The 24,868-nt window shown below is 64.6% G+C and carries 22 protein-coding genes; 16 read left to right on the top strand and 6 right to left on the bottom strand.

Going from position 1 to position 24,868, the window contains the following annotated elements; translation table 11 throughout:
• Positions 1–2,438 (top strand): hypothetical protein (locus tag ACS5Q7_RS15345; protein ID WP_478340172.1); only part of this gene is annotated, 2,438 nt, incomplete at its 5' end.
• A 303-nt stretch (positions 2,439–2,741) separates the two neighbouring features.
• Here ACS5Q7_RS15345 and ACS5Q7_RS15340 read toward each other — a convergent pair.
• The 3 genes from ACS5Q7_RS15340 to ACS5Q7_RS15330 form a co-directional block, all read right to left on the bottom strand.
• A protein-coding gene (locus ACS5Q7_RS15340; protein ID WP_478340171.1) for an IS630 family transposase occupies positions 2,742–3,688 on the bottom strand; the annotation gives its coding sequence in 2 pieces (ribosomal slippage) (positions 2,742–3,349 and positions 3,349–3,688; 948 coding nt in all).
• A gap of 304 nt (positions 3,689–3,992) precedes the next feature.
• Positions 3,993–4,964: an alpha/beta fold hydrolase gene (locus tag ACS5Q7_RS15335; RefSeq protein ID WP_478340170.1), complete on the bottom strand. Its 972-nt coding sequence runs from the start codon at positions 4,962–4,964 to the stop codon at positions 3,993–3,995.
• Between the two features lie 112 nt (positions 4,965–5,076).
• Positions 5,077–5,439, bottom strand: coding sequence for a hypothetical protein (locus ACS5Q7_RS15330; protein WP_478340169.1), 363 nt, complete (start codon positions 5,437–5,439; stop codon positions 5,077–5,079).
• Between the two features lie 564 nt (positions 5,440–6,003).
• Here ACS5Q7_RS15330 and ACS5Q7_RS15325 point away from each other — a divergent pair.
• The 4 genes from ACS5Q7_RS15325 (at position 6,004) to ACS5Q7_RS15310 (ending at position 10,070) form a co-directional block, all read left to right on the top strand.
• On the top strand, positions 6,004–7,449 hold the full coding sequence (locus ACS5Q7_RS15325) for an 8'-apo-carotenoid 13,14-cleaving dioxygenase (RefSeq protein WP_478340168.1): 1,446 nt from the start codon (positions 6,004–6,006) through the stop codon (positions 7,447–7,449).
• 6 nt (positions 7,450–7,455) lie between these two features.
• Positions 7,456–8,022 (top strand): DNA-3-methyladenine glycosylase, encoded by a 567-nt coding sequence (locus tag ACS5Q7_RS15320; protein ID WP_478340167.1) that lies wholly within the window; start codon positions 7,456–7,458, stop codon positions 8,020–8,022.
• 269 nt (positions 8,023–8,291) lie between these two features.
• On the top strand, positions 8,292–8,468 hold the full coding sequence (locus ACS5Q7_RS15315) for a hypothetical protein (protein WP_478340166.1): 177 nt from the start codon (positions 8,292–8,294) through the stop codon (positions 8,466–8,468).
• A 303-nt stretch (positions 8,469–8,771) separates the two neighbouring features.
• A complete protein-coding gene (locus ACS5Q7_RS15310) occupies positions 8,772–10,070 on the top strand; it encodes an MFS transporter (protein ID WP_478340165.1) in 1,299 nt (432 codons plus the stop codon).
• 229 nt (positions 10,071–10,299) lie between these two features.
• Here the strand turns inward: ACS5Q7_RS15310 and ACS5Q7_RS15305 are convergent, their stop codons facing one another.
• Both ACS5Q7_RS15305 and ACS5Q7_RS15300 read right to left on the bottom strand, forming a co-directional pair.
• Positions 10,300–11,562 carry an amidohydrolase gene (locus ACS5Q7_RS15305; protein WP_478340164.1) on the bottom strand — a complete coding sequence of 421 codons (1,263 nt, stop codon included), beginning with the start codon at positions 11,560–11,562 and terminating at the stop codon, positions 10,300–10,302.
• A 1,008-nt stretch (positions 11,563–12,570) separates the two neighbouring features.
• Positions 12,571–13,425, bottom strand: a complete 855-nt coding sequence (locus ACS5Q7_RS15300; RefSeq protein ID WP_478340163.1) for a GntR family transcriptional regulator — start codon at positions 13,423–13,425, stop codon at positions 12,571–12,573.
• Between ACS5Q7_RS15300 and ACS5Q7_RS15295 the strand changes: the two genes are divergently transcribed.
• The 10 genes from ACS5Q7_RS15295 to ACS5Q7_RS15250 all read left to right on the top strand — a co-directional run bounded on the left by ACS5Q7_RS15295 (position 13,424) and on the right by ACS5Q7_RS15250 (position 23,425).
• Positions 13,424–14,389: a Bug family tripartite tricarboxylate transporter substrate binding protein gene (locus ACS5Q7_RS15295; protein WP_478340162.1), complete on the top strand. Its 966-nt coding sequence runs from the start codon at positions 13,424–13,426 to the stop codon at positions 14,387–14,389. The genes ACS5Q7_RS15300 and ACS5Q7_RS15295 overlap by 2 nt on opposite strands.
• 56 nt (positions 14,390–14,445) lie before the next feature.
• Entirely contained in the window at positions 14,446–15,588 is a 1,143-nt protein-coding gene (locus ACS5Q7_RS15290) for a mandelate racemase/muconate lactonizing enzyme family protein (protein ID WP_478340161.1), read from the top strand.
• An 11-nt stretch (positions 15,589–15,599) separates the two neighbouring features.
• Positions 15,600–16,493, top strand: coding sequence for a fumarylacetoacetate hydrolase family protein (locus tag ACS5Q7_RS15285; RefSeq protein WP_478340160.1), 894 nt, complete (start codon positions 15,600–15,602; stop codon positions 16,491–16,493).
• Positions 16,490–17,452 (top strand): NAD(P)-dependent oxidoreductase, encoded by a 963-nt coding sequence (locus tag ACS5Q7_RS15280; RefSeq protein ID WP_478340159.1) that lies wholly within the window; start codon positions 16,490–16,492, stop codon positions 17,450–17,452. The genes ACS5Q7_RS15285 and ACS5Q7_RS15280 overlap by 4 nt, the downstream gene beginning before the upstream one ends.
• Before the next feature lie 8 nt (positions 17,453–17,460).
• Positions 17,461–18,600 carry a mandelate racemase/muconate lactonizing enzyme family protein gene (locus ACS5Q7_RS15275; protein ID WP_478340158.1) on the top strand — a complete coding sequence of 380 codons (1,140 nt, stop codon included), beginning with the start codon at positions 17,461–17,463 and terminating at the stop codon, positions 18,598–18,600.
• A gap of 86 nt (positions 18,601–18,686) precedes the next feature.
• Positions 18,687–19,163: a tripartite tricarboxylate transporter TctB family protein gene (locus ACS5Q7_RS15270; RefSeq protein WP_478340157.1), complete on the top strand. Its 477-nt coding sequence runs from the start codon at positions 18,687–18,689 to the stop codon at positions 19,161–19,163.
• Positions 19,160–20,686: a tripartite tricarboxylate transporter permease gene (locus ACS5Q7_RS15265; RefSeq protein ID WP_478340156.1), complete on the top strand. Its 1,527-nt coding sequence runs from the start codon at positions 19,160–19,162 to the stop codon at positions 20,684–20,686. The genes ACS5Q7_RS15270 and ACS5Q7_RS15265 overlap by 4 nt, the downstream gene beginning before the upstream one ends.
• Positions 20,687–21,496: 810 nt before the next feature.
• Complete coding sequence (locus ACS5Q7_RS15260) at positions 21,497–21,643, top strand: hypothetical protein (protein WP_478340155.1); 147 nt, start codon at positions 21,497–21,499, stop codon at positions 21,641–21,643.
• A 632-nt stretch (positions 21,644–22,275) separates the two neighbouring features.
• Positions 22,276–22,446, top strand: a complete 171-nt coding sequence (locus ACS5Q7_RS15255) for a hypothetical protein (protein WP_478340154.1) — start codon at positions 22,276–22,278, stop codon at positions 22,444–22,446.
• A 331-nt stretch (positions 22,447–22,777) separates the two neighbouring features.
• A complete protein-coding gene (locus ACS5Q7_RS15250) occupies positions 22,778–23,425 on the top strand; it encodes a Ros/MucR family transcriptional regulator (RefSeq protein ID WP_478340153.1) in 648 nt (215 codons plus the stop codon).
• A 14-nt stretch (positions 23,426–23,439) separates the two neighbouring features.
• Here ACS5Q7_RS15250 and ACS5Q7_RS15245 read toward each other — a convergent pair whose 3' ends face one another.
• Positions 23,440–23,649 (bottom strand): hypothetical protein, encoded by a 210-nt coding sequence (locus tag ACS5Q7_RS15245; protein ID WP_478340152.1) that lies wholly within the window; start codon positions 23,647–23,649, stop codon positions 23,440–23,442.
• A 256-nt stretch (positions 23,650–23,905) separates the two neighbouring features.
• On the opposite strand from ACS5Q7_RS15245, the gene ACS5Q7_RS15240 reads away from it, so the two are divergent.
• On the top strand, positions 23,906–24,292 hold the full coding sequence (locus tag ACS5Q7_RS15240) for a hypothetical protein (protein ID WP_478340151.1): 387 nt from the start codon (positions 23,906–23,908) through the stop codon (positions 24,290–24,292).
• Positions 24,293–24,868: the final 576 nt, after the last annotated feature.

Below are 24,868 nucleotides of genomic sequence, written 5' to 3'. Positions count from 1 at the left end.
CGCTCGACGGGGTGGACATCAACGGCAACGTCATCTCCGACCTGACGCTCAAGACCGCGTTCGTGACGTCACTGAAGGCCATGACCGATGCCGATGGTCAAACGGTCTACGACGTCGGCCTCGTCTACAAAAATATCTCTGTCGATGAATTTTATGAAAGTAGCGGAAGCGATAAGCCAATTTATCATTCAAGTGTCGATATCAATATCTCGACCCTGACTGTCACAGGATCGTCTCCGAATACCGTTCCGCCAGTTACGCCAGTACTCGAGCTAACCGTCGACAGTGGTCTGATCGGCGACCACCTCACTGACAACGCCGCGCTGACTGCAAGCAAGATCCAGGGTAGCGCCATTCTGAATTATTCAGTCGATGACGGCGTTGCCTCGGCCACCTACGAACCGACGAAGCTTGGAGACGGGTTGCACACGGTCACGCTCACTCAGACCGACCTCCTTGGAAATACCTCAACCGCCGGCTCCATCACCTTCACCCTCGATACCGTTGCGCCAACACTTACGCTGGCGATGTCGGTCGGTCAGGGTGCCGGCGCGAAACCCTTGCCAACGGAAGCCGCGTCTGACGACCAGCCTTCAGCCCAAGTGCTCAATGCTGGCGCGCTTAACGCAAAGGCATTTATCACCGGGACATCTGTCGATGCTCATCCCGGCGAACGCGTAAATCTTACCTTCACAGGTGTCGACGGACACGTAGTCCAGGCCGAGGCGGCGTTGGAGGACGGGGCATATGCTCTGCAAGTTATCGGATCAGGCCAAGCCGCCGGCTCGTCCGACACAGTCAAGCTGGCCGACGGAGTCTATACGATCGTTGCTATAACCAGCGATGCAGCGGGCAACAGCACCACCACAGCACCTCGGACTCTCGTCGTCGATACGACAGCGGATGCTGGCTCACCCGCGATGCTGAAATTGGCTGATGGCACAATCAGCACAGTGAACGCAGTCGGCGCCAAAACAGTACCATTTACCGTAACTGGCCTGGACTCCGATGCTGTTGCCGTGCTGACTCTTAGTGACGGTACGCACTCAATTGATGTGAATGTAAGTGGTAATACCTCCGGTGCGCTGGACCTTGAGGGCTTTTCCGGCGCTGTAAAATCTAGCCTTGCGATTACTGATTTACATCAAAACGTGGCGACGGTGCTCGGTAATTCGATTGTTGTAGACACCGTCGCCCCGGCCGCACCGAGCGTAAAACTTGAACTGAATTCGAGTTCCCATATCAGCCTGACGGGGATCGCCGAGGCTGCGGCGGGTACAGAAGTAAAGCTTTACGACGGCTCCACATTGCTCACGAGCATTGGTGCGAGCTCAACAACTGGAACTTACCAATTCAACGACCTGCCGGCTTTGAGTGCCGGTGTTCACAAATTGACTGCGCGGACTGAGGATGCGGCTGGCAACCTCGGGGAAGCGTCCATGACTGTAAGCGTCGTGATCGGTTCAGACGGAAAGGTTGCCACTGCAAAGCAAATCAATCCTGATAAAACCATGGAGTCGTACTTCTTCGACTCCACCGGAAAGAGCTTCGCTGTCGAACACGACACTTTCGACGCATCCTCCCACTTGGTGGAAGTGACTCGCATCCATGCAGATGGTACGCTCGACTATCATTACAAGCTGAATCAAGATGGCTCTAAAGCCACCGAAAGCTATGACGCGGCAGGATTTCTTAAGTCGACATCATTTGCCACGGCGGATGGAACGTTGACCTCGTCCGCCTATACAATTGCAGATGGAACAGCTGTGCTAACCGCGCAGGCTGTCAAGTTTGCACCCGGTAATGTTTTGGCAGGAACGTATAAAATTTTCACTAATGTAGACGGCCAATCCATAGTCGCGATGGAGCAGACCAAATACCCTACTGGCGGCCCCGAGGCTTCCAACACTAAATCTTACATGGTGCTGAATGGGCAACATATTCTAAAGGCTGAAACGCAGATCCATTCCGATGGAAGCAAAGATATCTTCTGGTTCAGTGCAAATCAGTACAGCATCGACAACACGCACGCATCTTACACCGCAGATCAAAAGCTTGCCTGGACTGATACTAGCGCCCAGGACGGCTCGCACACGCAGACCGCCTTCCAGACTGGGCAGACCCTGAATTCAACGGCAGGTGCGGCTGATACTTTTAAGAGTTTTGGCGGAGATACGTTCGTGTTTGCCGCAGGATCTGGGAAGGATGTGCTAACCGGCTTTCATGCAGGCTCGGGCATCAACCACGATGTGATTGTACTTGATGCCTCTCAAATCTCAAATTATACCGACTTACAGTCATCGCACTTGAGCAGTTCCGGCGCCGATACTATCATCACGCTTGGTGGCGGAGACTCAATCCTGATTAAGGGCATTGGCCTCGCATCATTTACGGCGGACAACTTTCACTTCCAAGATCACGGATTGTTTCACGTATGAAGACGAAGCTGGCGGGCAGCAACTATGGCTCCCGCCAGCGAATTTAGGTTTGCTTGACACTGGTTTGAGTGGGTCGCTGAAAAGCTGCCCACCATTTTCCGCATTAAACCGTAAACGGCAGCGGCAAACCCCGTTCAGGTATTTTGCCCTTGACCGGTGCCAGACGTGAAAAATCGCCGAGAAAATCCGAAACCGGTCATATGTGAGTCGCCGGTCCGGAGTATTGAAGGGGGGGGACACCTTTTTGGCCGGGGGAGTAGACCCTTTTCGTTATCGGGATGCGTGACCTAGAGCGTTTCCTACTTACTCCGAATCGTATCCGGCGGCAGCGAAGTAGTTTGCGCACTTGGTTGGGGTGAAGGTGTCGAGCAGATCGTCGACGACAGTCCAGAGCCGATCGACCGTGCGCTCGGCCGCTTTGCGAAGCAGTGCCTTGAGTTTGGCGAAGGCCATTTCAATCGGATTGAAGTCGGGCGAGTACGGCGGCAGGAAGCGAAGCCGTGCGCCGCTGGCCTCGATGGCGGCCTGGATCGCTGCGCCCTTGTGGGCGGGGAGGTTGTCGAGGATTACGGTATCGCCGGGCCTGAGGGTTGGCGCGAGCACCTGCTCGACGTAGGCCAGGAACCACTCCCGCGTCATCGGCCCGTCAAGCACCATGGGCGCGCTCATTCCCGACAGGCGCAAACCCGCAACGAACGTCATCATGAGCCAGTGGCCATGCGGGACGCCCGAGCGTAGGCGCTGACCGCGGGCACAGCGACCGCGCAGGCGCGCCATGCGGGTGGAAAGACCCGTCTCATCGATAAAGATTAGGCGCTCAGGATCGAGGTCGGGCTGCGCGGCAAACCACGCCTCGCGGGATGCGGCCACGTCGGGGCGATCCAGCTCGGTTGCGTGCGCTGACTTTTTTTCCACGTCACCGCCCGGCAGGCGAAGAAACGCCAGAGCGTGCCCAATCCGACCGAGACGCTGCGCTCGGTACGCAAGCGCTTCTGCATCTCGGCAAGCGTGATGTCGTCCTTCTCTTCGGTGAGGGCGAGCAGGAAAGCTTCATGCACGTCGAGCTTGGAGCCGGGTGGACGGCCCTGACGCTGAGCCCGCGTCTCTCCTGTCATCGTCGCATGCGCGGCCCAGTGGATCACCGTAGCGACGCCGACCTGATAGCGCAGGGCCTCGGCCCGGCGGGACAGACCTGCTCCCACCGCGTCCAGGACGCGAACACGCAGATCGTGACTGTAGGCACGGGCCATGGCGATCTCCCTTACGAACAATTAGGGATCAACGCTCACCTGGCCGCAACGACTCAGGGATCGTGGAAAACGCTCTAGCGCATCGCGAGGATGCGACGAGTACCAAGACGGCTGACTTCGACCCAACCCAGCCGTGCGAGGCAACTTGGTCAATGCCCGGAAGCAGACGTTCGGGGTGCAGCAGTTATAAGCTCTCAACTATGCCCCCCCCGGCTTGATCGCTGACGTGACCTCGTTGACGAGCAGGCGCATCCCCATACTCGGACCGCACGATCGCGACACGGGGATCCGCACCGTCGACTCGTCAGGCAGCTTCGCGAACCAGCTCTGATGCTTGGTCGATCGCCGCGATGACCTCTCTTGGTGCCAGATGCTGGATCATGTGGCCCATGCCGGGGACGACGATGAGGTCACTGGTGGATAGCTCGCTGTGCAGGCGCTTCGACTGCCGGTCGACGTCGGCAATCTGATCGTCCCCGCCTGTAATGATTACCACCGGGAGCTTCAGGTCGCGGTAGTGATTTTGAAGCTCGATCGTCACCGGCGTCATGAGCGCGGCGTCCTCCGCCGAGGCTCGTAGCTGTAACGGCCGCAGCATCATGGCTTTCGGGAATGTGCGGTCGAACCGCTCTGTGACGGCGGCCGGCGCGAACATCGCCTTGATCAGCGCCGGCTGCAGGATCCGACCGACCAAGGGCGACACGGTGTGACGCATGAGGTCGCCGATGCCTGGTATCGCTACCGGGGATGAGAGCATTACGTCGGCGCGCAGCGTCGGATAGTAGTACCCGGAGGCCAGGACGAGGCTACGGACGAGCTGAGGAGCTTGCAGCGCGAGTGCGACCGCGACCAGCGCACCCCAGGAGTGCCCGAGCACGACGGCCTGCGTGACGCCGAGCTGCTGAAGCGCCTTCTGGAACAGCGTGGCGTGGGCGCGTGGCGTCCAAAGGCCGCGCGGGCGATCGCTGTAGCCGTAACCGGGCCGGTCGATGATGATGACGCGGTAGCGCTTGGCGAGATCGTCAACGATGCCGCTGACCAGAAAATCCTGGATCATCATGCCATTGCCGTGGATCAGCACCAGCGGCTCGCCGCGTCCCCGCTCGACATAGTGCAGTCGCACCCCGTCGACGGTCAGGAACTGGCCGATCGGCGGGGTTTGGCGCTCGGCATCCCGCGTCTTCGAGGCAGCGTAGAACGCCGATGCGGCGATCGCTGCGGCAGATCCAAGTAGCGTCGGTGCCAGCCAACGGCCGGTAGAGGAGTGACGTGTCATGAGGTGATCCTGGTAGATTGCGGGACATGCTCCTCGATCAATCGGATCGCTCTGAAGGCATGCGGTATAGTCTGCGTGGATTGAACGCCGAGCCGGGAGCCCCTACGCCGCGCTACGGCAGCGCGCCGATCATGCCCTTGGCTTGGGTCATCGTATCCTCGCATGCCCGCTGATGACCCTGGTGATCCTCCTCGACGGCTCGGCTCAGAAGCCGACGCGCGTCAGCGACGTGCGCCGACGTGGGGATCATCGTGGCGTCGCTGGGTTCGCCAATCGGAGCCGCTGCGAGTGCCTTCGGCGAATGGCTGCTGCGGATTGCATGGCCGTCCTGGAGACCGGCCACGTGAACAGCTCCGGCGCTGTCGAGACGGCGTTCGATCGTCCCGATCTGCTCGGCGCAGGAGCTGGCCCGAGCCGGGAGCTGAGTGAGACCGAGCAGAAGGGCTGAAGCCGCAAGAGATAGTTCGAGGCGCATGAAGGAGTCCTTTGTACCGCGCGCCGTTGATCCACGCGTCCCCAGAGCGGCAGCGGGATACTCGCGCGGCCGACGGATGATCGCTGGGGTGGTTGCGGTGCAATAAGAGAACCCTCGGAGGTCGCGAACGATCCCTAGCGGTCGAGGGAAGATCCGGATTAGGGCGTCTGCACCCGGCGTCCGGGGCAGCGAAGTCTTCGTCGCGGGTCCGCAGTCGGGCTGGACCGCAGATACGGACGCGTCCTGGGTTTTCCTGGGTTGCTACGAACGGCGGCGAAACGCGTCGCTGCGGAACGTAGAGGGTACCCACCTCAATAAGTTCATCGCCGATCGAGCCGCGATGTCCGCTAAAACCAGCAGATGACCTGAGAGCGGAACGTCACAGAACCACCCACCCCGGTCATTCAGATGCGCGCGCCGCAGGGCTGGATTTGGCCGTAAGCTGCCGGTCTGCTTTCGGGTAGGGAGCGAAGTGAAGCGGACGTCGCTTTCTCAGGTGTGGCGAGCCAAACGTGCAATCGCAACGCCTTTCCTAACTCTCGCCGGGGCTAGGTCTCAACGCCGATGCTGAACCGTGTCCACTCGGCCTTCCGCGCCGCGGCTGAGGCTGTTGTCGGCCTTTTGGCGGCCTTCAACCGGCTCGGCCTGTCCAGATCCAAAAACCCCTTCGTTGTCGGTGTTCACGCACCGATGCGCGAAGAGCTGACCCTGGCGGACCTACCCGTCACCGGGGTGATCCCACCTGGGCTCGACGGGCTCTACCTGAAGATGGGGGCCAACCCCGTCCTTCCGGTGAGACGGGGGCACGACTGGTTCCTCGGCGACGGGATGGTGCACGGTCTCGCGATCCGGAGCGGAAGGGCGCTCTGGTATCGCAACCGGTGGATCGGCTCGCGCAAGGCCGCAGCTGCGCTCGGCCGACCTCCCGCCCCTGGGCCACGACGGGGCGACGACACGGTCAACACCAACGTCGCTGAGATCGGCGGCCGGATCTTCGCCCTGGTGGAGGCCAGCAGCTTCCCCGTCGAACTCTCGTGGACCTTGGAGAAACAGCGCTACAACCCGTTCGATGGAACGCTGACCGGTTCCTTCAGCGGGCACCCGCATCGCGACCCATCGACCGGCGAAACCCATGCGATCGCCTATGACGGCCGCATCTGGAATCGTGTTCGCCACGTCGTCATTTCGCCAATGGGCGAAGTCGTGCGGGATGCGCCGATTGAGGTCGAGCATGGTCCCTGCATCCACGATTGCGCCATCACCGCGCGTTTCGTGGTCGTGTTGGACCTGCCCGTGACCTTCTCGTTCCGCAGCCTGCTCGCCGGGTACCGATTTCCATTCCGCTGGAACGCCAACCACAGGGCCCGTGTGGGCCTCCTCCCCCGGCAAGGCGACGGCGCCGACATCCTCTGGTGCGATGTCGAGCCCTGCTTCGTGTTCCATACCGCCAACGCCTACGACGGCGCGGACGGGCGTGTGATCGTTGATGTCGTCGCCTACGAAACGGTGTTCGCTTCGGCCGAGGTCGGCCTCGACGCGCCGGGGCGGCTCGAACGCTGGACGATCGATCCTGCGACGCGGCAGGTCGAGCGTCGGGAACTCGACCCGTCCGCGCAGGAATTCCCCCGTATCGATGAGCGGCGTATCGGGCAGCAACACCGTTTCGTTTACTCGGTCAGCGTTCCTGCGGACGGCAACACGCAACTCGCGGGTGCAACGCAGCTCTACAAGCACGATGTGGAGACGGGCGAGCGCCGCGTGCACGAATTCGGGCCCGATCGAATCCCTGGGGAGTTCGTCTTCGTGCCAGCGCACGATGGGGCGGAGCAGGACGAAGGCTGGCTCCTCGGCCTCGTCATCGACACCGCCAGCGACACGACGGACTTCATCATCCTCGATGCGCGCGCGTTCGAAGCGCCACCTGTCGCCAGCATCCACCTGGGGCACCGGGTTCCGCCGGGCTTTCACGGCAACTGGTTCCCGGAGCGCGATCCGGCTCGAAGAGACTGAGCCCCGATGCCGCCTTTCGACTTCACACGCCCCGCCGCCGCCGTTGCGCCCTACCTGATCGGCGCCCGTCTTCTCGTCGATGGCATAGGAGGTGTCATCGTCGAGGCGGAGGCCTACGATCGAAGTGACCCAGCCTCCCACAGCTTCCGAGGCCCGACAAAACGCAACGCCAGCATGTTCGGCCCGCCTGGGCACGCCTACGTCTATCGATCCTACGGCCTGCACTGGTGCCTGAATCTGGTGTGTGAGGCCGGTGGCGCGGTGCTGCTGCGAGCGATCGCGCCGACGGACGGGCTCGATCAGATGGCGGCGCGGCGCGGGACGCCGGTGCCGCGCCTCTTGTGCGCGGGGCCCGGCCGCCTCTGCCAAGCCTTGGCCGTCACGGGTGCCCTGGACGGGCTGCCGCTCGACAAGCCGCCCTTCCGCTTCGAACAGGGCACGGAACCAGTCGCCATCCTGACCGACCGGCGCATCGGGATCACGCGCGGAACGGAGACGCCCTGGCGCTTCCTCATGGCCGGCTCTCGATACGTCAGCCGCCCGGCACGACGGGTCGATAGGGTGAAGACCTGAATTCGCGGACCAAGCAGGTCGCGCCAAGGGCAGCCTGTGCGTGTCGCCGCTCTCAGCTGCACCACACGTGACGCGACGGGAGGCTTGTTGCCGCGGCGCGTCTTCTCGGACGTCCGGCAACCTGCTGAGCTTGCTTCCATTTCACGGGTCCGCGCAGAGAGTGTCGTGGCTCCACCCTGTACGCGTTGCGATTTGCCGTGAACCCGCTGCGTGCCGCCTCGCTTGCCAGACCGTTTGCTGAAGCGAGGAGAAGCCTTATGGCTAAGGACATGGCGACCTACACCATCAAGGACGCGCTGGCTGCCCGGGTCGAGGATCATATCGAGATCGCGATCGAGACGGAGGACGGCACGAAACTGAAGCTCAAGGCAAAGCCGGAACAGCTCGACGCCCTGGTCGGCGACCTGGAAACCATTCTCGACGCGGACGACAGCCAAGCGGCTTGATGAGTGAGCCCGAGCCACCCACCAAGCGCCGAGCGTTTGATGGGCGGCTCGGGCGATTGATAGGCCCTCCCGCCATTCTGACGACCGGACATCGCGAGCCGCGCCTGTCGAACACGATGAGGAGGGCCGCCTAACCGCGCCGGAGCTAAAGGCCTTGGACGCAAAGTTCGCGAGCTATAGTTCCCAGGCGATCGAAGACGTCCCAAGCGCGCCTGTCGCCCCGGCATCGACGCTCGGTGAGGGCGTCTCGCATCCGCCCATGACCCGTGGCGCGAGCCCGTTCAGCCGGACAATGGTGTAAGCGTGGATCCCACCCTGCGCCGAAGGCCACCGAGCCTAACGTCGTCGCGCTGGCGTTTCGGCCTCTTCACGCTCCTCTACCTGTATCAGGGCCTCGTCGCCGGCTTTGCGCTGACGGCGCTGGCCAACCATTTCGCGGCGGCAGGTGCCTCCACGGCGGATGTCGGCCGCCACCTCGCGATCGTTGGCTTGCCGTGGGTGCTGCAGCCTGTGCTTTGGGGACCGGTGATCGACCGTGGAACGCCCTTTCGCATGGGGCCGCGCCGGTATTGGCTCGTCCTCGCGCTGGGCTGCGCACAAGCCTGCTTGGCCGGCCTGCTTTTCCTCGGCCCGGCCTCAAGCCTGACCGCCGTCAGTGCCATGCTGTTCCTGCATAGCCTCGCGGCCTCGCTCGCCGACACCGCGACCGATCGTATGATCTCCGACAGCGTACCGGCCGACGAATTGGGACGCGCCAGTGCCGGAACGCGCGCCGGGTTCGTGACCGGGAGCGCAGCGGGGGCCGCGCTCTTCGCATGGCTGCTCACGGCCGAAGGTCTCACCACCGCGGCAGCGGCGCTCGTCACCCTGACCACACCGCTCGCCTTGCTAGCCGTCCTCGTGCGCGAGAGCCCGGAAGACCGAATTCTCTCCCTTCGCCGGCGCGCTCCATCGCAGTCCCCGAACCGGGGACGGCTGGCCGAACTCGCCCTGTTCTCACGCGAGCTGCTGATGGCGTTTCGGAGCCGGGACGCGGCGATCTTGCTTGCGACCTGCTTCGCGATCGATTTTGGACTCGCCCTGTTTCAGGTGCCCTTCGCCGTCGCACTCGTACAGGTCCATGGGTGGAATGCCGCCGACCTTTCGCGGCTGCAGGCTGGGCTAGCGTTCCTGGGCGGAACCCTTGGCGCAGCGGGTCTTGGCACCGCCGTCGACCGCTTCGGACCGCACCGGGCCTTGCGTTGCCTTCTCGTCGCCTGCGCTGTCGCCTTCGGTGTGGCGGGATCGCTGATCGGAGTTGGCGCGGAGGCGGCGGCCGGTCCCGTCATCCTGGGGTTGGCCAATGTGATACCAGCGCTGCTTTACGTGGCGCTGCTACCCGCTGTGCTCCTGGCGAGCCGTGCAAAACATGCGTCGGCGACCCAGTTCCAAATCTTCATGGCGGCCTTGAACCTCGGGGACGTCGTCGGTTCGGCGCTGGCCAGCCCCCTCACTTCCGCGACCGGCTCGACCCTCATCGCGTTTGGGGTCGCGGGGATGTTTCTGCTCTGCGGACGGGCCACCTCGCCGACCGGCCTGCGATCGGGTCCGGCAGCCGGATAGGGATTTCGCATCGACCGCTTGCGCGTCCTGCCGATACGGGTGGGTTCGAGGCATCCGAACTGCACGGGCCGGACAATCTTGCGCGCGACGAGGGCGCAACCGCGCAGCTTCTATCGATGGCGAAGTCGAACGTCGCCCGGTCGCGTGTGCGCCGTTCGCGCTCGAACCGGAACCAGATGGCCCAGGCCCGGTCAGTGCGTGCAGCGTCCGGCGCTCATCGATTTGAGGATCAGCGGACGGAAAACGGCGACTGATAGGGGCGGCCGAACGGAACGCCGTTATTGATCGTCTGTACCGGGGCCAGATAGCCTTTGCCGTCGCGCCGGTTGTTGCGGGTATCCACCATCGAGAGCGGTCGCTCGACCCATTCCATGACCGAAACGTCGCCCGGCGCACCGACTTGCAGGGTTCCGAGCTTCGGAACGCGATCGATGATCCCGGCCGGTCTGTGGGTCGCCATCGCGATCACCTGCTCCAGGCTAAAGCCCAACGGCAGGAACTTACTCATCACGACGGGAAGGAAGGGCATGCCCGGGGTGTTGCCGGAGAAAACGTGCAGGTCCGATGAGATCGTGTCGGGCGGCGCCCCCTGCGCGATCGCAGCCTCTGCGACGGTGAAGTCGAAAGAGCCGCCGCCATGCCCGATATCGAACACGACGCCTCGGCGCTTGGCCTCCAGGGCGGCCGGCAGCAGCTTGCCATCTTGAACGATGTTCGTGAACTGACCGGTGCTGTTGGGAGCCCCCGAGTAGCAATGGGTGAGGATGTCGCCCGGTCGCAGCAGATCGAGGATCTGACTCATCAGCGCCGGCGTCTCGACGCCGCCGATATGCGCCATCACCTTCGCCGGCCGGCCCGACATCTCGCAGGCCTGGATGGCCCGCTTCAGCGGTTCGGCCCCATGCTTGAAGATGACGTTCTCGGACATCCGGACCTTGGCGCCGATGGCGAAGTCCGGGTTCTCGGCGATCGCCACGGCGCAGGCCTCCACCTGCGCGTTGTCGAGGTTGTACAACTCGGCCACCGGGAAGGCGGACAGGCCGTTGTTGGCGATGTGGACGAAGGCGAACATCCGCGTCCGCGTCTGGGCCGCGATGTGGCGCCGAAGCGCCGCAATATTGTTGGCTCCCGCGTCGCCCGCCGAGACGACCGTGGTCACTCCGGAGAACGGGACGGTCTCGTCTGCCGGGATGCCGATCGCCGACCCGTAGGGATAGGTGTGGGCATGGAGGTCGACGAGCCCTGGCAACACGAGCTTGCCGGAGGCGTCGATCGTCTGCTTGGCGCGTTCGAACGGGATGTCCGGCTCGAGGGCGGCCACCACACCAAAACGGATGCCGACGTCTCGCTTGGCCCGTAGCGACTGGCTCGGATCGATGACCTCGCCCCCCTTGATCACGAGGTCGTACCGGTCGGGCACGGCGGCGGCGGGCCCCATGGCCGCCATGGCGCCAGCGAGGCCGAGCCACGTACGACGCGACAAATCGGACATGATCCAACCTCCCTCGGGACGCTGCCGCGCGCCGTTGGTCGGTGCGTCGGCCTACCGGCCCCCGTTGCAAGCCGCGCATTCTTCGACGCCGCTGCAGTGAAGCGTAGCTTTCGCAGTGATCAAACTGCAATCTGTTAGAGAAACTGTGCCATGACGATTACCGTGGATTATATCGATCGGTAGCGAATCGCCTTAGCCGGCGTCCCTACCTGCTTCTGCAATTACGCCAAGCTTTTCTTTGAGTGGCCATTCGCGAATGAGTGGATGCGGAGCGGGCTTACGCGGATTTCGATGGTACGGGCGCTGATGAGCATGGGCCTGTCATCCAGAAGCGGTCTGCACGGCCAACGTCGCGGGCACAGATGTCGTGCGGCGCATCTCTTCCCTAGCTTTTGCGAAATAGACGCCTAGATCCATCCCGCATCGCGCTTGGGAAGTGTCATGCTGCTGCGATCTACCGTGTTGGGTCTATCCGCATTGGTGCTCTTGGCGCGTCCAGCCCTTGCCCAGCAACCGACCGGTCAGATGGAGGTGGACTGCTCCCGCTTCACGCACAACCCAGACGGATCGTGGAGTGTGAACCAGCCCCTCGAGCTCTTCAGCGACAGCGGCCGCGTGCGGATTTCTCCAGGCCCGCCGTTCAAGCCCGGCATGTCGTTCGGAGGCCTCGATATCGCGAAGCTTCTCGATCGGCAGTGTCGATAGGTTCGGTCTCAATCGACGCTTGCATCCAAAGCGCGGAGGAGGGCTCCAGGCTGGCTTTCGATGCCGATCAAGGCCAGCTCGATGAGCCCACGCTCGCCCATGCGGGACAAGGGTCGATAATTCCATGGCCGACGGCGAAGACTCGAACAAGTCTTGCTGAGACGGTCGAGCACATCTCGCCCGACAACCCGAAAGCCTATGCGAACTACGTTACTATCCTGGCAGGCAAGTTGCGTGGATCGCGGCTAGCCCGCGTGCCTCGGCTTCCCTGTTCCACTCGTTGTCGCCCCTGACCAATCCATATCATGACGCCGTGTGCGCTATCGGCCGGCGGCTCGCCGCCGGGTCTTCGATGAGCCCTGCAGCGTCGGCGAGACTGGCGATGTACTGGCCCGCCTCGCGGATATCCTGCCGGATCGCGGCCGCCGCCGCCTCCGCATCGCGGGCGCGGAGGGCCGAGAGTGCCGCGGTGTGCAGGTCGCTGCCCTTCTCGAGCAATACGTAGTCCGGGATGACGTAGGTCAGGACCGGGCCGCACCTGAGCCAGATGTTCTCGATCAACCCCTCTAGGATGGGCATGCGCGCGAGGGCGTAGAGCTCGAAATGGAAGCGCCGGTGCAGATCGAGATACGCGTCGAGGTTCTGCTGCCGGATCAGGGTCTTCATCTCGGCGAGCAGCGCATCGAGGACGCCGAGATCGCCCGGTGCTGCGCGCTCGGCGGCGCGGGCCGCAGCCCGACCTTCAAGGTCGCAGCGGATCGTCAGCAACTCGTCGAAACGCTCCACGTTCATGCGCGGGACCACGGCGCCGCCGCCCTGTCCCGAGCTGCCACGCTCCAGCACGTGCTCGGCGATCAGCCGGTTGACCGCGTCGCGGACCGGCGTGAGGCTGATGCCGAGCTCGGCCGCCACCTCGCGCAGGAGGATCCGCTCACCCGGCCCGAACCGTCCGCCGAGCATGGCGGTCCGCAATTCGGCGTAGGCCTGATCCCAGAGCGGCAGCCGCTCGACATGCCTCATGACGTTGGCCCCCAGCCCTTCGGCAGCCCGCGCGGCGCAGTTCGAACTCCGATCAACGCCGACGGGTGTCTCGCCGCGCTTGACAACGTACCCACATTCCATCGTTATAACAAACAACGAAAACGTGAGGAACGCCATGCTCACCCGCCGCCGCCTCGTCGGAAGCCTCGCCCTGAGTGCCCTCGGGGCACGGACCGCCTTGGCGCAGTCGGCCTTCCCGGCGCGCGAGATCACATTCATCGTGCCCTGGAACGCAGGCGGCTCGAACGACATCCTGGCGCGCGGACTTCAGCCCCTCCTCAAGGAGCGCGGCATCACGATGATCGTCGAGAACCAGCCAGGTGCCACCGGCACGATCGGGATGCGGCGCGTCGGGACGGCCAACCCGGATGGCTACACGCTCGGCATGGGGACGAGCTCGACGCTGGCCTACATGGCCGAAGGCAAGACCCCCCTGAAGAGCAGCCAGTTCACCCACATCGCCCGCGTGTCGATCGATCCCCTGATGTTGCTCGTCCCCGGATCGAGCCCGCACCAGACGCTGGACGACTTCCTCGCCCACATGAAGAAGAACCCGGGCAGCGTGTCGATCGGCACGCCGGGCAACTACAACCTCAATCACATATTCGCCTCGATGACCGCCCAGGCGGCCGGCGTCGCCTACATCAACGCGCCTTATACCGGCGGGGCCAAGGTCATCACCGACCTCGCCGGCGGGCAGATCCAAGCCGCAGTGCTCAAGCCCGCGGAATCGCTCGGCCAGTTGCAGCAAGGTCTCGTGCGCGCGCTAGGCGTGTTCGCCGACGAGCGCCTCCGACAGTTCCCCGACGTGCCGACCTTCAAGGAGCGCGGCTACGACGTATTCCCGTTCGGCCCGGTGGTGCAGATGGCCTACGTGGTCGGCCCGGCCAAGCTCCCGCCGGAGGTGCGCACCAAGCTGATCGACGGCTTCAGCGCTGCGATCGGGGACCAGCGCTTCAAGGATTTCGCCGAGCGCAACGCCTTCCTGATCGCCCCGCTGACCGGTGACGCGCTGGCTGCCGAGGTCGATCGGGTCGAGCAGTCGATCAAGGTCGTGGCCGAGAAGGTCTTCAAATCCTGAGCCGATCTGCCTCTCCGAGCGCTCGAACGATCTGAACAACGACCGGGACGGATAGCGTGACCAAGATCAAGACCATCACCTGCCACGTCGTGACCACGCCGATCAAACGGCCGTTCACCTCCTCGCGCGGCTGGCTGTACAAGACCCGCGGCACCTGCCTCGTCGAGATCGAGACGGCGGACGGCATCGTCGGGTGGGGCGAGTGCTACGGGCCGTCCGCAGTCGCCAAGGCGTTTATCGACTCGCAGCTCGCGCCTCGGGTGATCGGTCAGGACCCATTCGACGTCGAGGTCGTCTGGGAGGACCTCTACAACCGGATCAAGGATTACGGGCCGAAGGGCATGTCGATCGCCGCGATCAGCGGCATCGACATCGCGCTGTGGGACATCATCGGCAAGAGCGTGGGCAAGCCGGTGCATAAGCTCATCGGCGGCGCCTTCCGCACCAGCGTCGACGCCTACGCGACTGGCCTCTACTTCACCGACATGGACCGCCTTGTCGAGGAGGCGGTCGAGGAGGCACGCGGTTACGTCGAGGCCGGCTTCAAGGCCGTGAAGATGAAGATCGGCCTCGGTTCGATCGAGCGCGACATCGCCCGCGTGGCGGCGGTACGCGAGGCGGTCGGGCCGGACATCCGCCTCATGGTCGACGCCAACCACTCGCTCACGGTGCCGACCGCCATCCGCATTGGGCGGCGGCTGGAGGAGCTCGGTATCGAGTGGTTCGAGGAGCCGATCTCGCCGGAGGATCTCGACGGCTACGTCGAGGTCACCCGTGCCCTCGACATGGCGGTGGCCGGCGGCGAGAACGAATTCACCCGCTGGGGCTTCCGCGACGCCATCACGCGTAAGGCGATGGATATCGTCCAGCCGGACGTGTGCGCGGCCGGAGGCATCACCGAGTGTAAGAAGATTGCCGCGATGGCAACGGCGCACGGCGTCGAGTGCGTGCCCCACGCCTGGGGCTCGGTGGTCGGCCTGGCCGCGACCATCCACTTCCTCGCCTCGATCCCCGATCAGCCCCCCTGCCTGTTCCCGGTCTCGCCGATGCTCGAGTTCGAGCAGGAGGAGAATCCCTTCCGGGATCACTTGGCGGCCGAGCCGATCCGGCAGGTCGGCGGCAAGGTCGCGGTCCCCACCGCGCCGGGGCTCGGGATCGAGGTCGACCGCGCCGTGATCGACCGCTACCGCGCCGCCTGAGGCACATTGCGATGCGCTTCGTCACCTTTTCGAGGGATGGCGCCGAGCGGGCCGGTATCCTGCTGGGCGATGCCAGCGGGCCGGACGACATGGTCGTCGACCTCGCCCATCCCGCGCTGCAGCCGGCGCTCGCCGGTTGCCCGCCGCAGGTCCTCGACCTGATCCGTTCCGGATTGGCCGCCGCCGCAGCCCGCCTGCGCGATCACGCCATCCCCGAGGCCGCCCGCTTGCCGCTGCGGTCGGTGCGCCTGCGCGCACCCCTGCCCAAGCCCGGCCGGATCTTCGGGATCGCGCACAACTACGTGGACGCGCTGGCCGAGCGCGGCACGCCCCATCCGGCCGAGCCGTTCCTGTTCATGAAGGAGCCGTGGACGGTGATCGGGCCGGACGAGCCCGTGGTGCTTCCGCCGGGCATCGGCGGCTGCACTTACGAGGCCGAGATCGCCGCGGTGATCGGCCACCGCGCCGAGCATGTCACCGCGCAGGACGCGCTGGCCCATGTCTGCGCCTACGGCGTGTTCAACGACGTCAGCGCCAGCGAGTTGATCCGCCGCGACGGCTTCGGTCCGGGCAAGAACATCTCGACCTTCGGCCCGTTCGGCCCCTATCTCGCGACCAGCGACGAGATCCCCGACCCGCAGGTGCTGCGGATCGGCCTGTCGATCGACGGGGTGAGCCTGCAGGACTCCACCACGGCCCGGATGCTGTTCTCGGTGGCCGAACTCGTCGCCCACCTGTCGCGGCAGACGGTGCTGGAGCCGGGCGACGTGATCGCCACCGGCACGCCGGCGGGGATCGCGGCCCTGCGCCAGCCGCCGGCCTGGATCCGGCCCGGCACGACGATGACCGCCTGGGTCGAGGGTCTCGGCAGCCTGATCAGCCCCATCGTCGAGGAAGGTCCATGACCGAGCGCCCCGTGGTCCTGTTGACCAACCCGATCCATCCAGACGCGGAGGCGATGCTGGCAGAGTATGCCCAGCCCGTCACTGCTCCGGATCCCAGCCCTGAGACCCTGCGGGCGCTCGTCGCTGAGGCGGAGGGCCTCGTGGTGCGTGTCAAGCTTCCCGACGATATCCTGGACAGCGCGACGCGACTGCGCGGCATCGTCCGCCACGGCGTCGGCCTCGACATGATCCCCGTCGCGGCGGCGACCGCGCGTGGCATTCCGGTCGCCAACCTGCCCGGCAGCAACACGCAGGCCGTGGCCGAGCACGTGTTCGCGGCGCTGTTTCACCTGCGCCGCCAGGTCTGGCGCCTCGACGGCGGCCTGCGCGCGGAGGGATGGGGCGCCGTGCGGCCGATCGCCGACGGTCTCGCCGAGATCGGCGGAAGCACCCTCGGGGTACTCGGCCTCGGCGAGATCGGCGGCCGCGTCGCGCGCATCGCCCATCACGGCTTCGGCATGCGCGTGCTCGGTGCCTCCCGCAGCGGCGCGACGCTCGGCGGTCTCGTCCAGGCGGTCGACCTGGAGACCCTGTTCGCGCAGAGCGACGCGGTGGTGATCGCCTGCCCGCTCACCGAGGCGACCCGCGGCCTCGTCGATGCGAGGTTGATCGGCCGCATGCGCTCGGACGCCGTCCTCATCAACGTCGCCCGCGGGCCCGTCGTCGAGACGGCCGCGCTCGCCGCCGCCCTGCGAACAGGCGCGCTCGCCGGCGCGGCACTCGACGTGTTCGATGTGCAGCCGTTGGCCTCCGATCACTCGCTTCTGGCCTGCCCGAACCTGCTGCTGACCCCGCATGTGGCCGGCATCACCCAAACCAGCTCGCGCGCCATGAGCGTCGGCGCCGTCGAGGAGATGCTGCGCATCCTGCGCGGCGAGCGACCGCGCAACCTCGTCAATCCCGAGATCCTGTCCGCCTGAGAGAACCCATGCGCATCACCCGCATTCAGTCCGTCCCGATCTCGTTTCGGGTCCCCGAAGGTCAAAACGTCCGCCTCGGCATCGGCCGCGCGGTCAAGCGCGACGCCGTGCTCGTGAAGGTCGAGACCGACGAGGGCCTCGTCGGCTGGGGCGAGGCCCATCACGGGCGCTGCCCGGGCGCCATCGCCAAGCTCATCGACACGACCCTGTCCGAACTCGTCATCGGCATGGATCCCCTCGACGTCAACGGCGTCTGGGCCCGGGTCTACCGGATGCAGCTCGCCAGCCACGGCATGGGCGCGGCTGCCGCGATGGCTCTGTCGGGCCTCGACATCGCCCTGTGGGACATCCGCGGCAAGGCAGCCGGATGGCCGATCTACCGGCTGCTCGGGGGTGGCCCCCGCGCGGTTCCGGCCTATGCCGGGGGCATCTCGCTCGGTTGGCAGGAGCCGGCCTCCCTGGCCGACGAGGCGCGCGCCCACGTTTCCGCCGGCTACAGGGCGGTGAAGCTGCGCGTCGGCGACAGCCCCCGGCGCGACATCGCCCGGGTCGAGGCGGTGCGCGAGGCCTTGGGCGCCGACATCGAGATCCTGGTGGATGCCAACACAGGCTACTCGGTCGACGACGTCCGCCGGGTGATGCCGGCCTACGAGGCTGCGGGGGTTGCGTGGCTGGAGGAGCCGTTCCCACCACACGACGCCTACAGCTACGGCGAGGCGGCGCGGCTCGGCACCGTGCCGCTCGCCGCCGGCGAGAACCACTTCACCCGCTACGAGTTCGTTCAAGCATTGCAGGCCGGCTATCTCGCCTTCGTCCAGCCCGACCTGTCGAAGACCGGTGGCATCACCGAGACGATGCGGATCGCCACCCTCGCTTCCGCGTGGAAGATCTCGGTCAACCCGCACACCTCGGCCACCGGCATCAACATGGTGGCGACGCTCCACCTTCTCGCCGCGGTCGACAACCCTGGCTACTTCGAGGGCGACGTGGCTCGGCACAACCCCTTCCGCGACGATGTCGTCGGTCTGCCCTATCGGCTCGACGCCGAGGGCAAGGTGTGCCCGCCGGACGGTCCGGGCCTCGGCGTCGAGGTCGACGAGCGCTTCCTCGCCGCCAATCCGCTGATCGACGGACCCTGCTACGTCTGATTGCCCTCGACGGATCGAGCGGTCCCGCGACGCCCGGGGCCGTCGCACGAGCAATAACAAGAAAGCCAGGTCGACCGGAGGGACGCATGATTCACTCGATTCAACGGCACAGGGAGCGCTACGCCGGCGCCCTGACCGCGCTGATCGGCCTTGGGGCCATCGTAGAATCGGCCGCCTACGGCCTCGGCACGCTGGCGGCGATCGGGCCGGGGGCCTTCCCGCTGGCCATGGGTGTGATCCTCCTGGTCTGCGGCCTCGGCATTGGGCTGTCGGAGGCGACGGCCGCCGACGCGCACGATCACGACCGCGTCGACCTTAGCCGACCCGAATGGCGCGGCTGGGCCTGCATCATCGGCGGAATGCTTGCTTTCCTGCTGCTCGCCCGGACCGCCGGCCTGTTCCCGGCAACGTTCGCCTGCGTGTTCCTGTCGGCAATGGGCGACCGCACCTCGACGGTGCGCAGTGCTTGCCTCCTCGCAACCCTGATCGCGGCCTTCGGCTGCGCCCTGTTCTACTATGGCCTGCACATCCAGCTGCCGCCGTTCGCCTGGGGGCAATCATGATCGGCACGGCGCTCACCGACCTCGCCCACGGCTTCGAGGTCGCCCTCCAGCCAACCAACTTCCTGGCCTGCTTCGCCGGGGTCCTGCTCGGTAACATCGTCGGCGTGCTGCCCGGGATGGGCGTGATGGCGGCGATCTCGATCCTACTGCCGCTCACCTTCGCCATGCCCCCGGTGGCCGCAATCCTGATGCTGTCGGGCATCTTCTACGGGGCGCAGTACGGGGGCGCGATCTGCTCGATCCTGCTCAACCTGCCCTGCCATCCGCCGCACGCGGTGACCTGCCTCGACGGCTATCCCCTGACCAAGCAGGGCAAGGGCGGCACGGCGCTGGGCATCACCATGTTGGGCGGCTTCTTCGGCGCCTCGTTCGGGATCGTGATGATGATCTTCTTCGCGCCCCTCCTCGTGCGGGCGGCGCTGAAGTTCGGGCCCGCCGACGTTTGCTCCCTCATGCTGCTTGGGTTGCTCGCCGGCTCGACGCTGGCCCGCGGGTCGGCGCTGAAGGGCATCGCCATGACGACGCTCGGCCTTCTGCTCGGCATCTTCGGCACCGACGTCACGTCGGGCTTCGAGCGCTTCACCTTCGGCCTGCCCGAACTCGCCGACGGGGTCGAGATCGTCGCCCTCGCGCTCGGCCTGTTCGGGATCGCGGAGTTCCTCAAGAGCGTGAACAAGGTCGAGCCGCTGCGCGGCGGCGCGAGCGTGCGCCTGCGCGATATGCGGCCGAGCGGGGCGGACCTGAAGCGCTCCGCCCTGCCGATCCTGCGCGGCACGCTGATCGGCAGCCTGTGCTCGCTCATCCCGGGTACCGGCCCGACCATTGCGTCGTTCGTCGCCTACGCGGCCGAGAAGAAGATCTCGCGTACCCCTGAGCGCTTCGGGCGGGGCGCGATCGAGGGCGTGGCGGCGCCCGAGACCGCGACGCACTCCTCGGTTCAGGGCGACTTCATCCCGACCATGAGCCTCGGCATCCCGGGCGATGCGGTGATGGCGCTGCTGCTCGCCGCCCTGACCATCCAGGGCATCACACCCGGACCGCTCCTGATCTCACAGCATCCGGACATCTTCTGGGGCTTGATCGCGAGCTTCTGGGTCGGAAACATTCTCCTGATGGGGCTCAACGTTCCCCTGATTGGCATCTGGGTGAAGCTGCTGACGATCCCCTACCGCTACCTCTATCCCAGCGCGCTGTTCTTCGTCTGTATCGGCGTCTACTCGACGAGCAGCAGCCTGTTCCACGTCGGCGAGGTGCTGGTGATCGGGATCTTCGGGTACCTCCTGTTGATCCTCGGCTTCCACCCGGCCCCGATCCTCCTCGGCTTCGTGCTCGGGCCGCGATTCGAGGAAAACTTCAGGCGCGCCATGCTGCTGTCGCAGGGGGACCTTACAGTGTTCGTCGAGCGCCCGATCAGCGCCGCCTTCCTCACCGTCTGCGCGATCCTGATCCTCGGACAGCTTTACCTGCGCTGGCGACGCCGAGGAGTGTTGGTGCCCGATGGCCCCGTCGTGATGGAAGGCTGAGCCTGATGAAGGTGACCGGGGCAGCCACGTCGCCCTGAACCTCGACATGGTCCACGCATGTTCGCAATCGCTTCGCGTGCCGCATCGACCGATTGCGGACCGCGCGCGATGTGGGCGCGACGGGAGGGCTATAGGGGGCCCCGAGGTCGTGAATGAGCGGGCCGCTCGCCCCGCGCGAGCCGGCCCGTCACGGCGGCTGCCGTTCGTTTCGGGCAAGGCCTACTTTGGTGCGGCCGCCTTCGGCTCGCTTTGATTCAAGAGCAGGTCGACCGCTCGAAATGTGGCCGGACCCCGCGGGGCCACGCGGCTTTGCAGGCTTCTCTCAGCGTCCGCTGCCGGGGGAATACCCTCGTCCGCTGAATGACCGGGATGGGCGCATTGTGGAACGTCCGGTTTCGTGGGTCGCGTCACGGCTGGATTCGGGCTCCCATTGACCTCGTCACGCCGAGGTAGCGAAAGAGCCGTTCAAATTATCGCGCCACCTCAATGACATACGTGTTCGCAGTTTTATTCCGACTGGCGCGCCAATCCTCTCAATGACTTAGTTCAGAAACGCAGTCGGCGACTTTGCCCTGCGGAAGCACTGCGGAAGCGGTGGGCATGGTTTGAGATTTTCTCAGTCGATACGAACTCATGGACCGCGCCGAATTTGTCGCGGTTGAAACTGCCATGCCGCGCGACTTCGGCCATTCCGGATGAGGGCGGCGGGGCTGACTTCGGCACCGCGAGGATTCGGAGAGACGAACCGCCAAGCTCATCCGGCGTTGCAGCGATGATGCCGTGCAGCGCGGCGTCCGCTCTGAGAACTCGATGACATACACCCTTCAACGGCTCGCCCCGGGCAGCTTCGATCTCCTTCTTGACGGCGAGGTCGTCGGCAGCATCGTCCGCGAAGTGTCCAAGGACGGCTACGAGGGCGACTGGGTGGTCGAGACGCTCACCGAGAGCCCACCCTAACCCGGTCCCGGTTACTGCCGAGACGCACAAGTTCGGGACGCTGAAGGCTGCCGCGGCTTGGCTGGCGGCGGATGTTCCTGATCTCTGATCTGAGTTGCGATTGGTGGGAGGGGCCGCATCCACTCAGCATTTCACCAGCTCGCTGGGCCAGCTTAGCCCGAAATCGCGATCCGTCTCACACAGTGCTCAAGCTGGTGGTTCGCTAGGCGCCGCGCCGCGCCGCCGTGATCCGCACGCGCCGAAAATCAGCCAGATATGGCGATCTGCGATAACCTGCGCCGCTATACCGGGCCTAACTCGGTCGCGGAACGGGCGACAAACTCCGCAGTGCTCCGAATTTCAACAGCTCTTTCACTCGTTGACGCTATAGCAGAGCGGAGCATAGCCGCCCGGCCGGACGTAAGCGGCACGCTTCCCGCACGATGAGCCGTTGCGTGCGCTCTGATACGGGCGAGCACACGGATCGAGGTAGTTGCCGCACCCGCGGCCGCGCCGAGCACAATCTAACCTTAGCATTTCGCGAATAGATCCGAGCCGCTTTATGCCGCGCCAGAGGCGACTTGTTTTCGGCATCCGGCCAAGCCGAAAAAGGGACCGAGCCCCGGTGGGGCGGAAGGTCTGGAAGTTGGCTTATGCTCGACGGTAACGCGGTCCCGGCCAGTCTTTTCATGCTCGGCATCCTACTGTCGATGGCCGCCGACGCTCGCCTGCGCGTTCGAAATGGCGCGTCCTGGCATCAGGGATGCGTGACCGCAGCCGGCGCCGGGCTCGCGTTCCTGGCGTGTGCGGTCGCGATCCGATGAAAACGTGAACCTGATTTAAGGTGACACCCGGACCGTCCGCACTAATGTCGCACCCGGACAGGGCGACATGGCATGGATCCCGGAGAAATTTCAGCAATCGCGTGCAGCTTGATCCTCGCGGGTTTTGCTGCCGAAAACTTTCACGCTCATCGCTGGGTTCGCGCCGAAAGCCCGGCGACCTTCGGCCCATTGGCAGCCCTAGCGCTCGGTCTTCCTGTCTTGGGCTTGGGTGTGCTGGTGATCCTGACATATTAGATCCGGGACTGTCGGCCGCCGCGCGTGTCCGCTCCTTCTACCTCAATGTGAGCTCGACCGGCCCGGCCTTATAGGTTTGGGCACCGGAGCACTTGCGCGGTTTTCACGTCAGCGTGAACTCGGATGGCGCGAATTTCACAATTACTTGAAAATTGCGTATCCGCTGCTGAAGATTCCGAATACAGACTTGCTTTATTCTCGGGTCGGTTCCATCCCCATTGTGGAGGGGCAGAAAAGGACCAACAAAGTGAGTGAAATCAATACAAATCTTAACTCGGGGCTGATCGAGCTGGTTGGCGAGCTTGTTGCTGCTTACGTTTCAAACAACCACGTTGCGCCGGCCGATTTGCCGGTATTGGTCGCGACTGTTCACGACGCCGTCAGCCGCCTGAACACTGGGCACCAGATCGAAGCGGCTGAGCCCGGAATAGAGAAGATCACACCGGCTCAGGTGAAGAAGTCGATCCGGCCGGATAGTCTTATCAGCTTCATCGATGGCAAGTCCTACAAGACCATGAAACGGCATCTCGCAAAGCACGGTCTCACGCCGTACAGCTATCGCGAGCGGTTCGGATTGCCGGTCGACTACCCGATGGTCGCAGCGTCCTACAGCGAGAAGCGGTCGAGCCTCGCGAAGTCGCTAGGTCTCGGGCAGCCTCGCAGCCGAAAGACACAAGTGATCGAAGTGAAGCCGGCACCGAAGGGGCGGAAGAAGGCGGCTTGATACAACGGCAGCGTTCAAGCACCGTTCTCATCCCAAGGTGCCGCTTCGGCATCCTGCGGCCAGTCCGGTAGGCCGGAGACGACCTCTCCGGCCACCCCGCCAGCAGTCGCTAACGCCCTTCCGGCCTTTGCCTCGGGATGCTCCGCGCGAACCTCTGCAAACAACTGTCGAGCCCGACGATCAATCTCCTCGTCGGACAAACTCGACTCCTCCAGATCAGTCATTCAGTTCGTCCCAGCCGCTCGTCAACAGAGTTGCCCCGCCACCCAATCCGAGGTCAGTCGATGGGGTTTCCGATGTCCAGCCGGGTGAATCGTCACGCAGAACCGCGAGATCCAGCGATATGGTTGAACGGTTAGCCGTTCGTTCCGAGGATCGTGTGGAATCAGGACAGGCGAGCCGAGCGGCTTGAGGCTGCACACCGCGACCCCATTTTCCTGAAAGCTGCCTCGCCCCGGCATCTGAAAGTGGGAGGGTCCGATGAATGTGCTTCTCGTGGGCTACGAGCCGGAGGCGGTCGATTTCTCGGACCCGGCCCTGACGCCAGGCCTGGACGCGCAGAAGATATACCAGGGGATCGCTATGGCGCTGGACGAAATGCGAAGGCGCGGCTGGAAGGCGGATCACTGCCTTATTCGTCCCGACGATCAGGCGGTTCCGACGCTGAAGCAGAAGCTCGCCTCGGCCCCGTACGACTGCCTCGTGATCGGAGCCGGTGTCCGCGTCTGGTCACGTCACCTGCCGGTCTTCGAGGCGATCATCAACGCAACTCGGGAAGCCGCGCCGACGATGCCGATCGCCTTCAATACGAAGCCTCAGGACAGCGCTGAAGCCGTCGAGCGCGTGTGCGGCTTTCAAGTGGCCTGACGTCCGCCCATCGCGCTCGCTCACATTGTGGCCGATACTGCGGCCACGCTGATGGCCGTACGTCCGCTAACATTAGGAGGCAACTTGATGACGATCAGCGAGCCTTTGGCTACCTGGACCGGCCTGCTCCGACGCTGATCCGGCGCTTCTCCCCAAGCGTGGATCAGGGCGAGGATGCACAGGCACCCATGCTGTCCGAGAACGCCAAAATAGGTCGGCAGCACCATTCTGGCGACGGCGCCGGCACCGCGTTGCCTCGACGGCCAACGGCCGGTTGTCCGCGATCATCAGCACGCCGCAGTAGTCGATGCGCAGCGTCCCGTGCACTGGGAGTAGCTCCACGCGCCTCCGCCCCCGATGCGAGGAGCCGGAAAGCATTCTATGATCAACTGAATTTCTGCCTCAAGTCATCTTATCTTATGATAGCGTCTGTGCCTGTTTACTCTATGCCGATGATCGGCCCCCACGAGGTGGTCCAAGATCAAAGTTAGTGCGCGGTAGGCCGCGCCACCATGGGTAGCTTGGCCAGCGGATTTGGTCGGGCGAGCGCAGCCGGCCAAGCGGTGAAGGCTGGCA

It is taken from the genome of Methylobacterium sp. Gmos3 (genome assembly GCF_056430985.1).
Note: the sequence above shows the minus strand (reverse complement) of the source record. Positions and strands in the feature narration are given on the sequence as shown.

Bases quoted from the DNA above. Each gene is read 5' to 3' on its own strand.
- ACS5Q7_RS15335 (WP_478340170.1), bottom strand. From the start codon at position 4,964: ATGACACGTCACTCCTCTACCGGCCGTTGGCTGGCACCGACGCTACTT.
- ACS5Q7_RS15330 (WP_478340169.1), bottom strand. From the start codon at position 5,439: ATGCGCCTCGAACTATCTCTTGCGGCTTCAGCCCTTCTGCTCGGTCTC.
- ACS5Q7_RS15325 (WP_478340168.1), top strand. From the start codon at position 6,004: ATGCTGAACCGTGTCCACTCGGCCTTCCGCGCCGCGGCTGAGGCTGTT.
- ACS5Q7_RS15320 (WP_478340167.1), top strand. From the start codon at position 7,456: ATGCCGCCTTTCGACTTCACACGCCCCGCCGCCGCCGTTGCGCCCTAC.
- ACS5Q7_RS15315 (WP_478340166.1), top strand. From the start codon at position 8,292: ATGGCGACCTACACCATCAAGGACGCGCTGGCTGCCCGGGTCGAGGAT.
- ACS5Q7_RS15305 (WP_478340164.1), bottom strand. From the start codon at position 11,562: ATGTCCGATTTGTCGCGTCGTACGTGGCTCGGCCTCGCTGGCGCCATG.
- ACS5Q7_RS15295 (WP_478340162.1), top strand. From the start codon at position 13,424: ATGCTCACCCGCCGCCGCCTCGTCGGAAGCCTCGCCCTGAGTGCCCTC.
- ACS5Q7_RS15300 (WP_478340163.1), bottom strand. From the start codon at position 13,425: ATGGCGTTCCTCACGTTTTCGTTGTTTGTTATAACGATGGAATGTGGG.
- ACS5Q7_RS15285 (WP_478340160.1), top strand. From the start codon at position 15,600: ATGCGCTTCGTCACCTTTTCGAGGGATGGCGCCGAGCGGGCCGGTATC.
- ACS5Q7_RS15280 (WP_478340159.1), top strand. From the start codon at position 16,490: ATGACCGAGCGCCCCGTGGTCCTGTTGACCAACCCGATCCATCCAGAC.
- ACS5Q7_RS15275 (WP_478340158.1), top strand. From the start codon at position 17,461: ATGCGCATCACCCGCATTCAGTCCGTCCCGATCTCGTTTCGGGTCCCC.
- ACS5Q7_RS15270 (WP_478340157.1), top strand. From the start codon at position 18,687: ATGATTCACTCGATTCAACGGCACAGGGAGCGCTACGCCGGCGCCCTG.
- ACS5Q7_RS15265 (WP_478340156.1), top strand. From the start codon at position 19,160: ATGATCGGCACGGCGCTCACCGACCTCGCCCACGGCTTCGAGGTCGCC.
- ACS5Q7_RS15260 (WP_478340155.1), top strand. From the start codon at position 21,497: ATGACATACACCCTTCAACGGCTCGCCCCGGGCAGCTTCGATCTCCTT.
- ACS5Q7_RS15255 (WP_478340154.1), top strand. From the start codon at position 22,276: ATGCTCGACGGTAACGCGGTCCCGGCCAGTCTTTTCATGCTCGGCATC.
- ACS5Q7_RS15245 (WP_478340152.1), bottom strand. From the start codon at position 23,649: ATGACTGATCTGGAGGAGTCGAGTTTGTCCGACGAGGAGATTGATCGT.
- ACS5Q7_RS15240 (WP_478340151.1), top strand. From the start codon at position 23,906: ATGAATGTGCTTCTCGTGGGCTACGAGCCGGAGGCGGTCGATTTCTCG.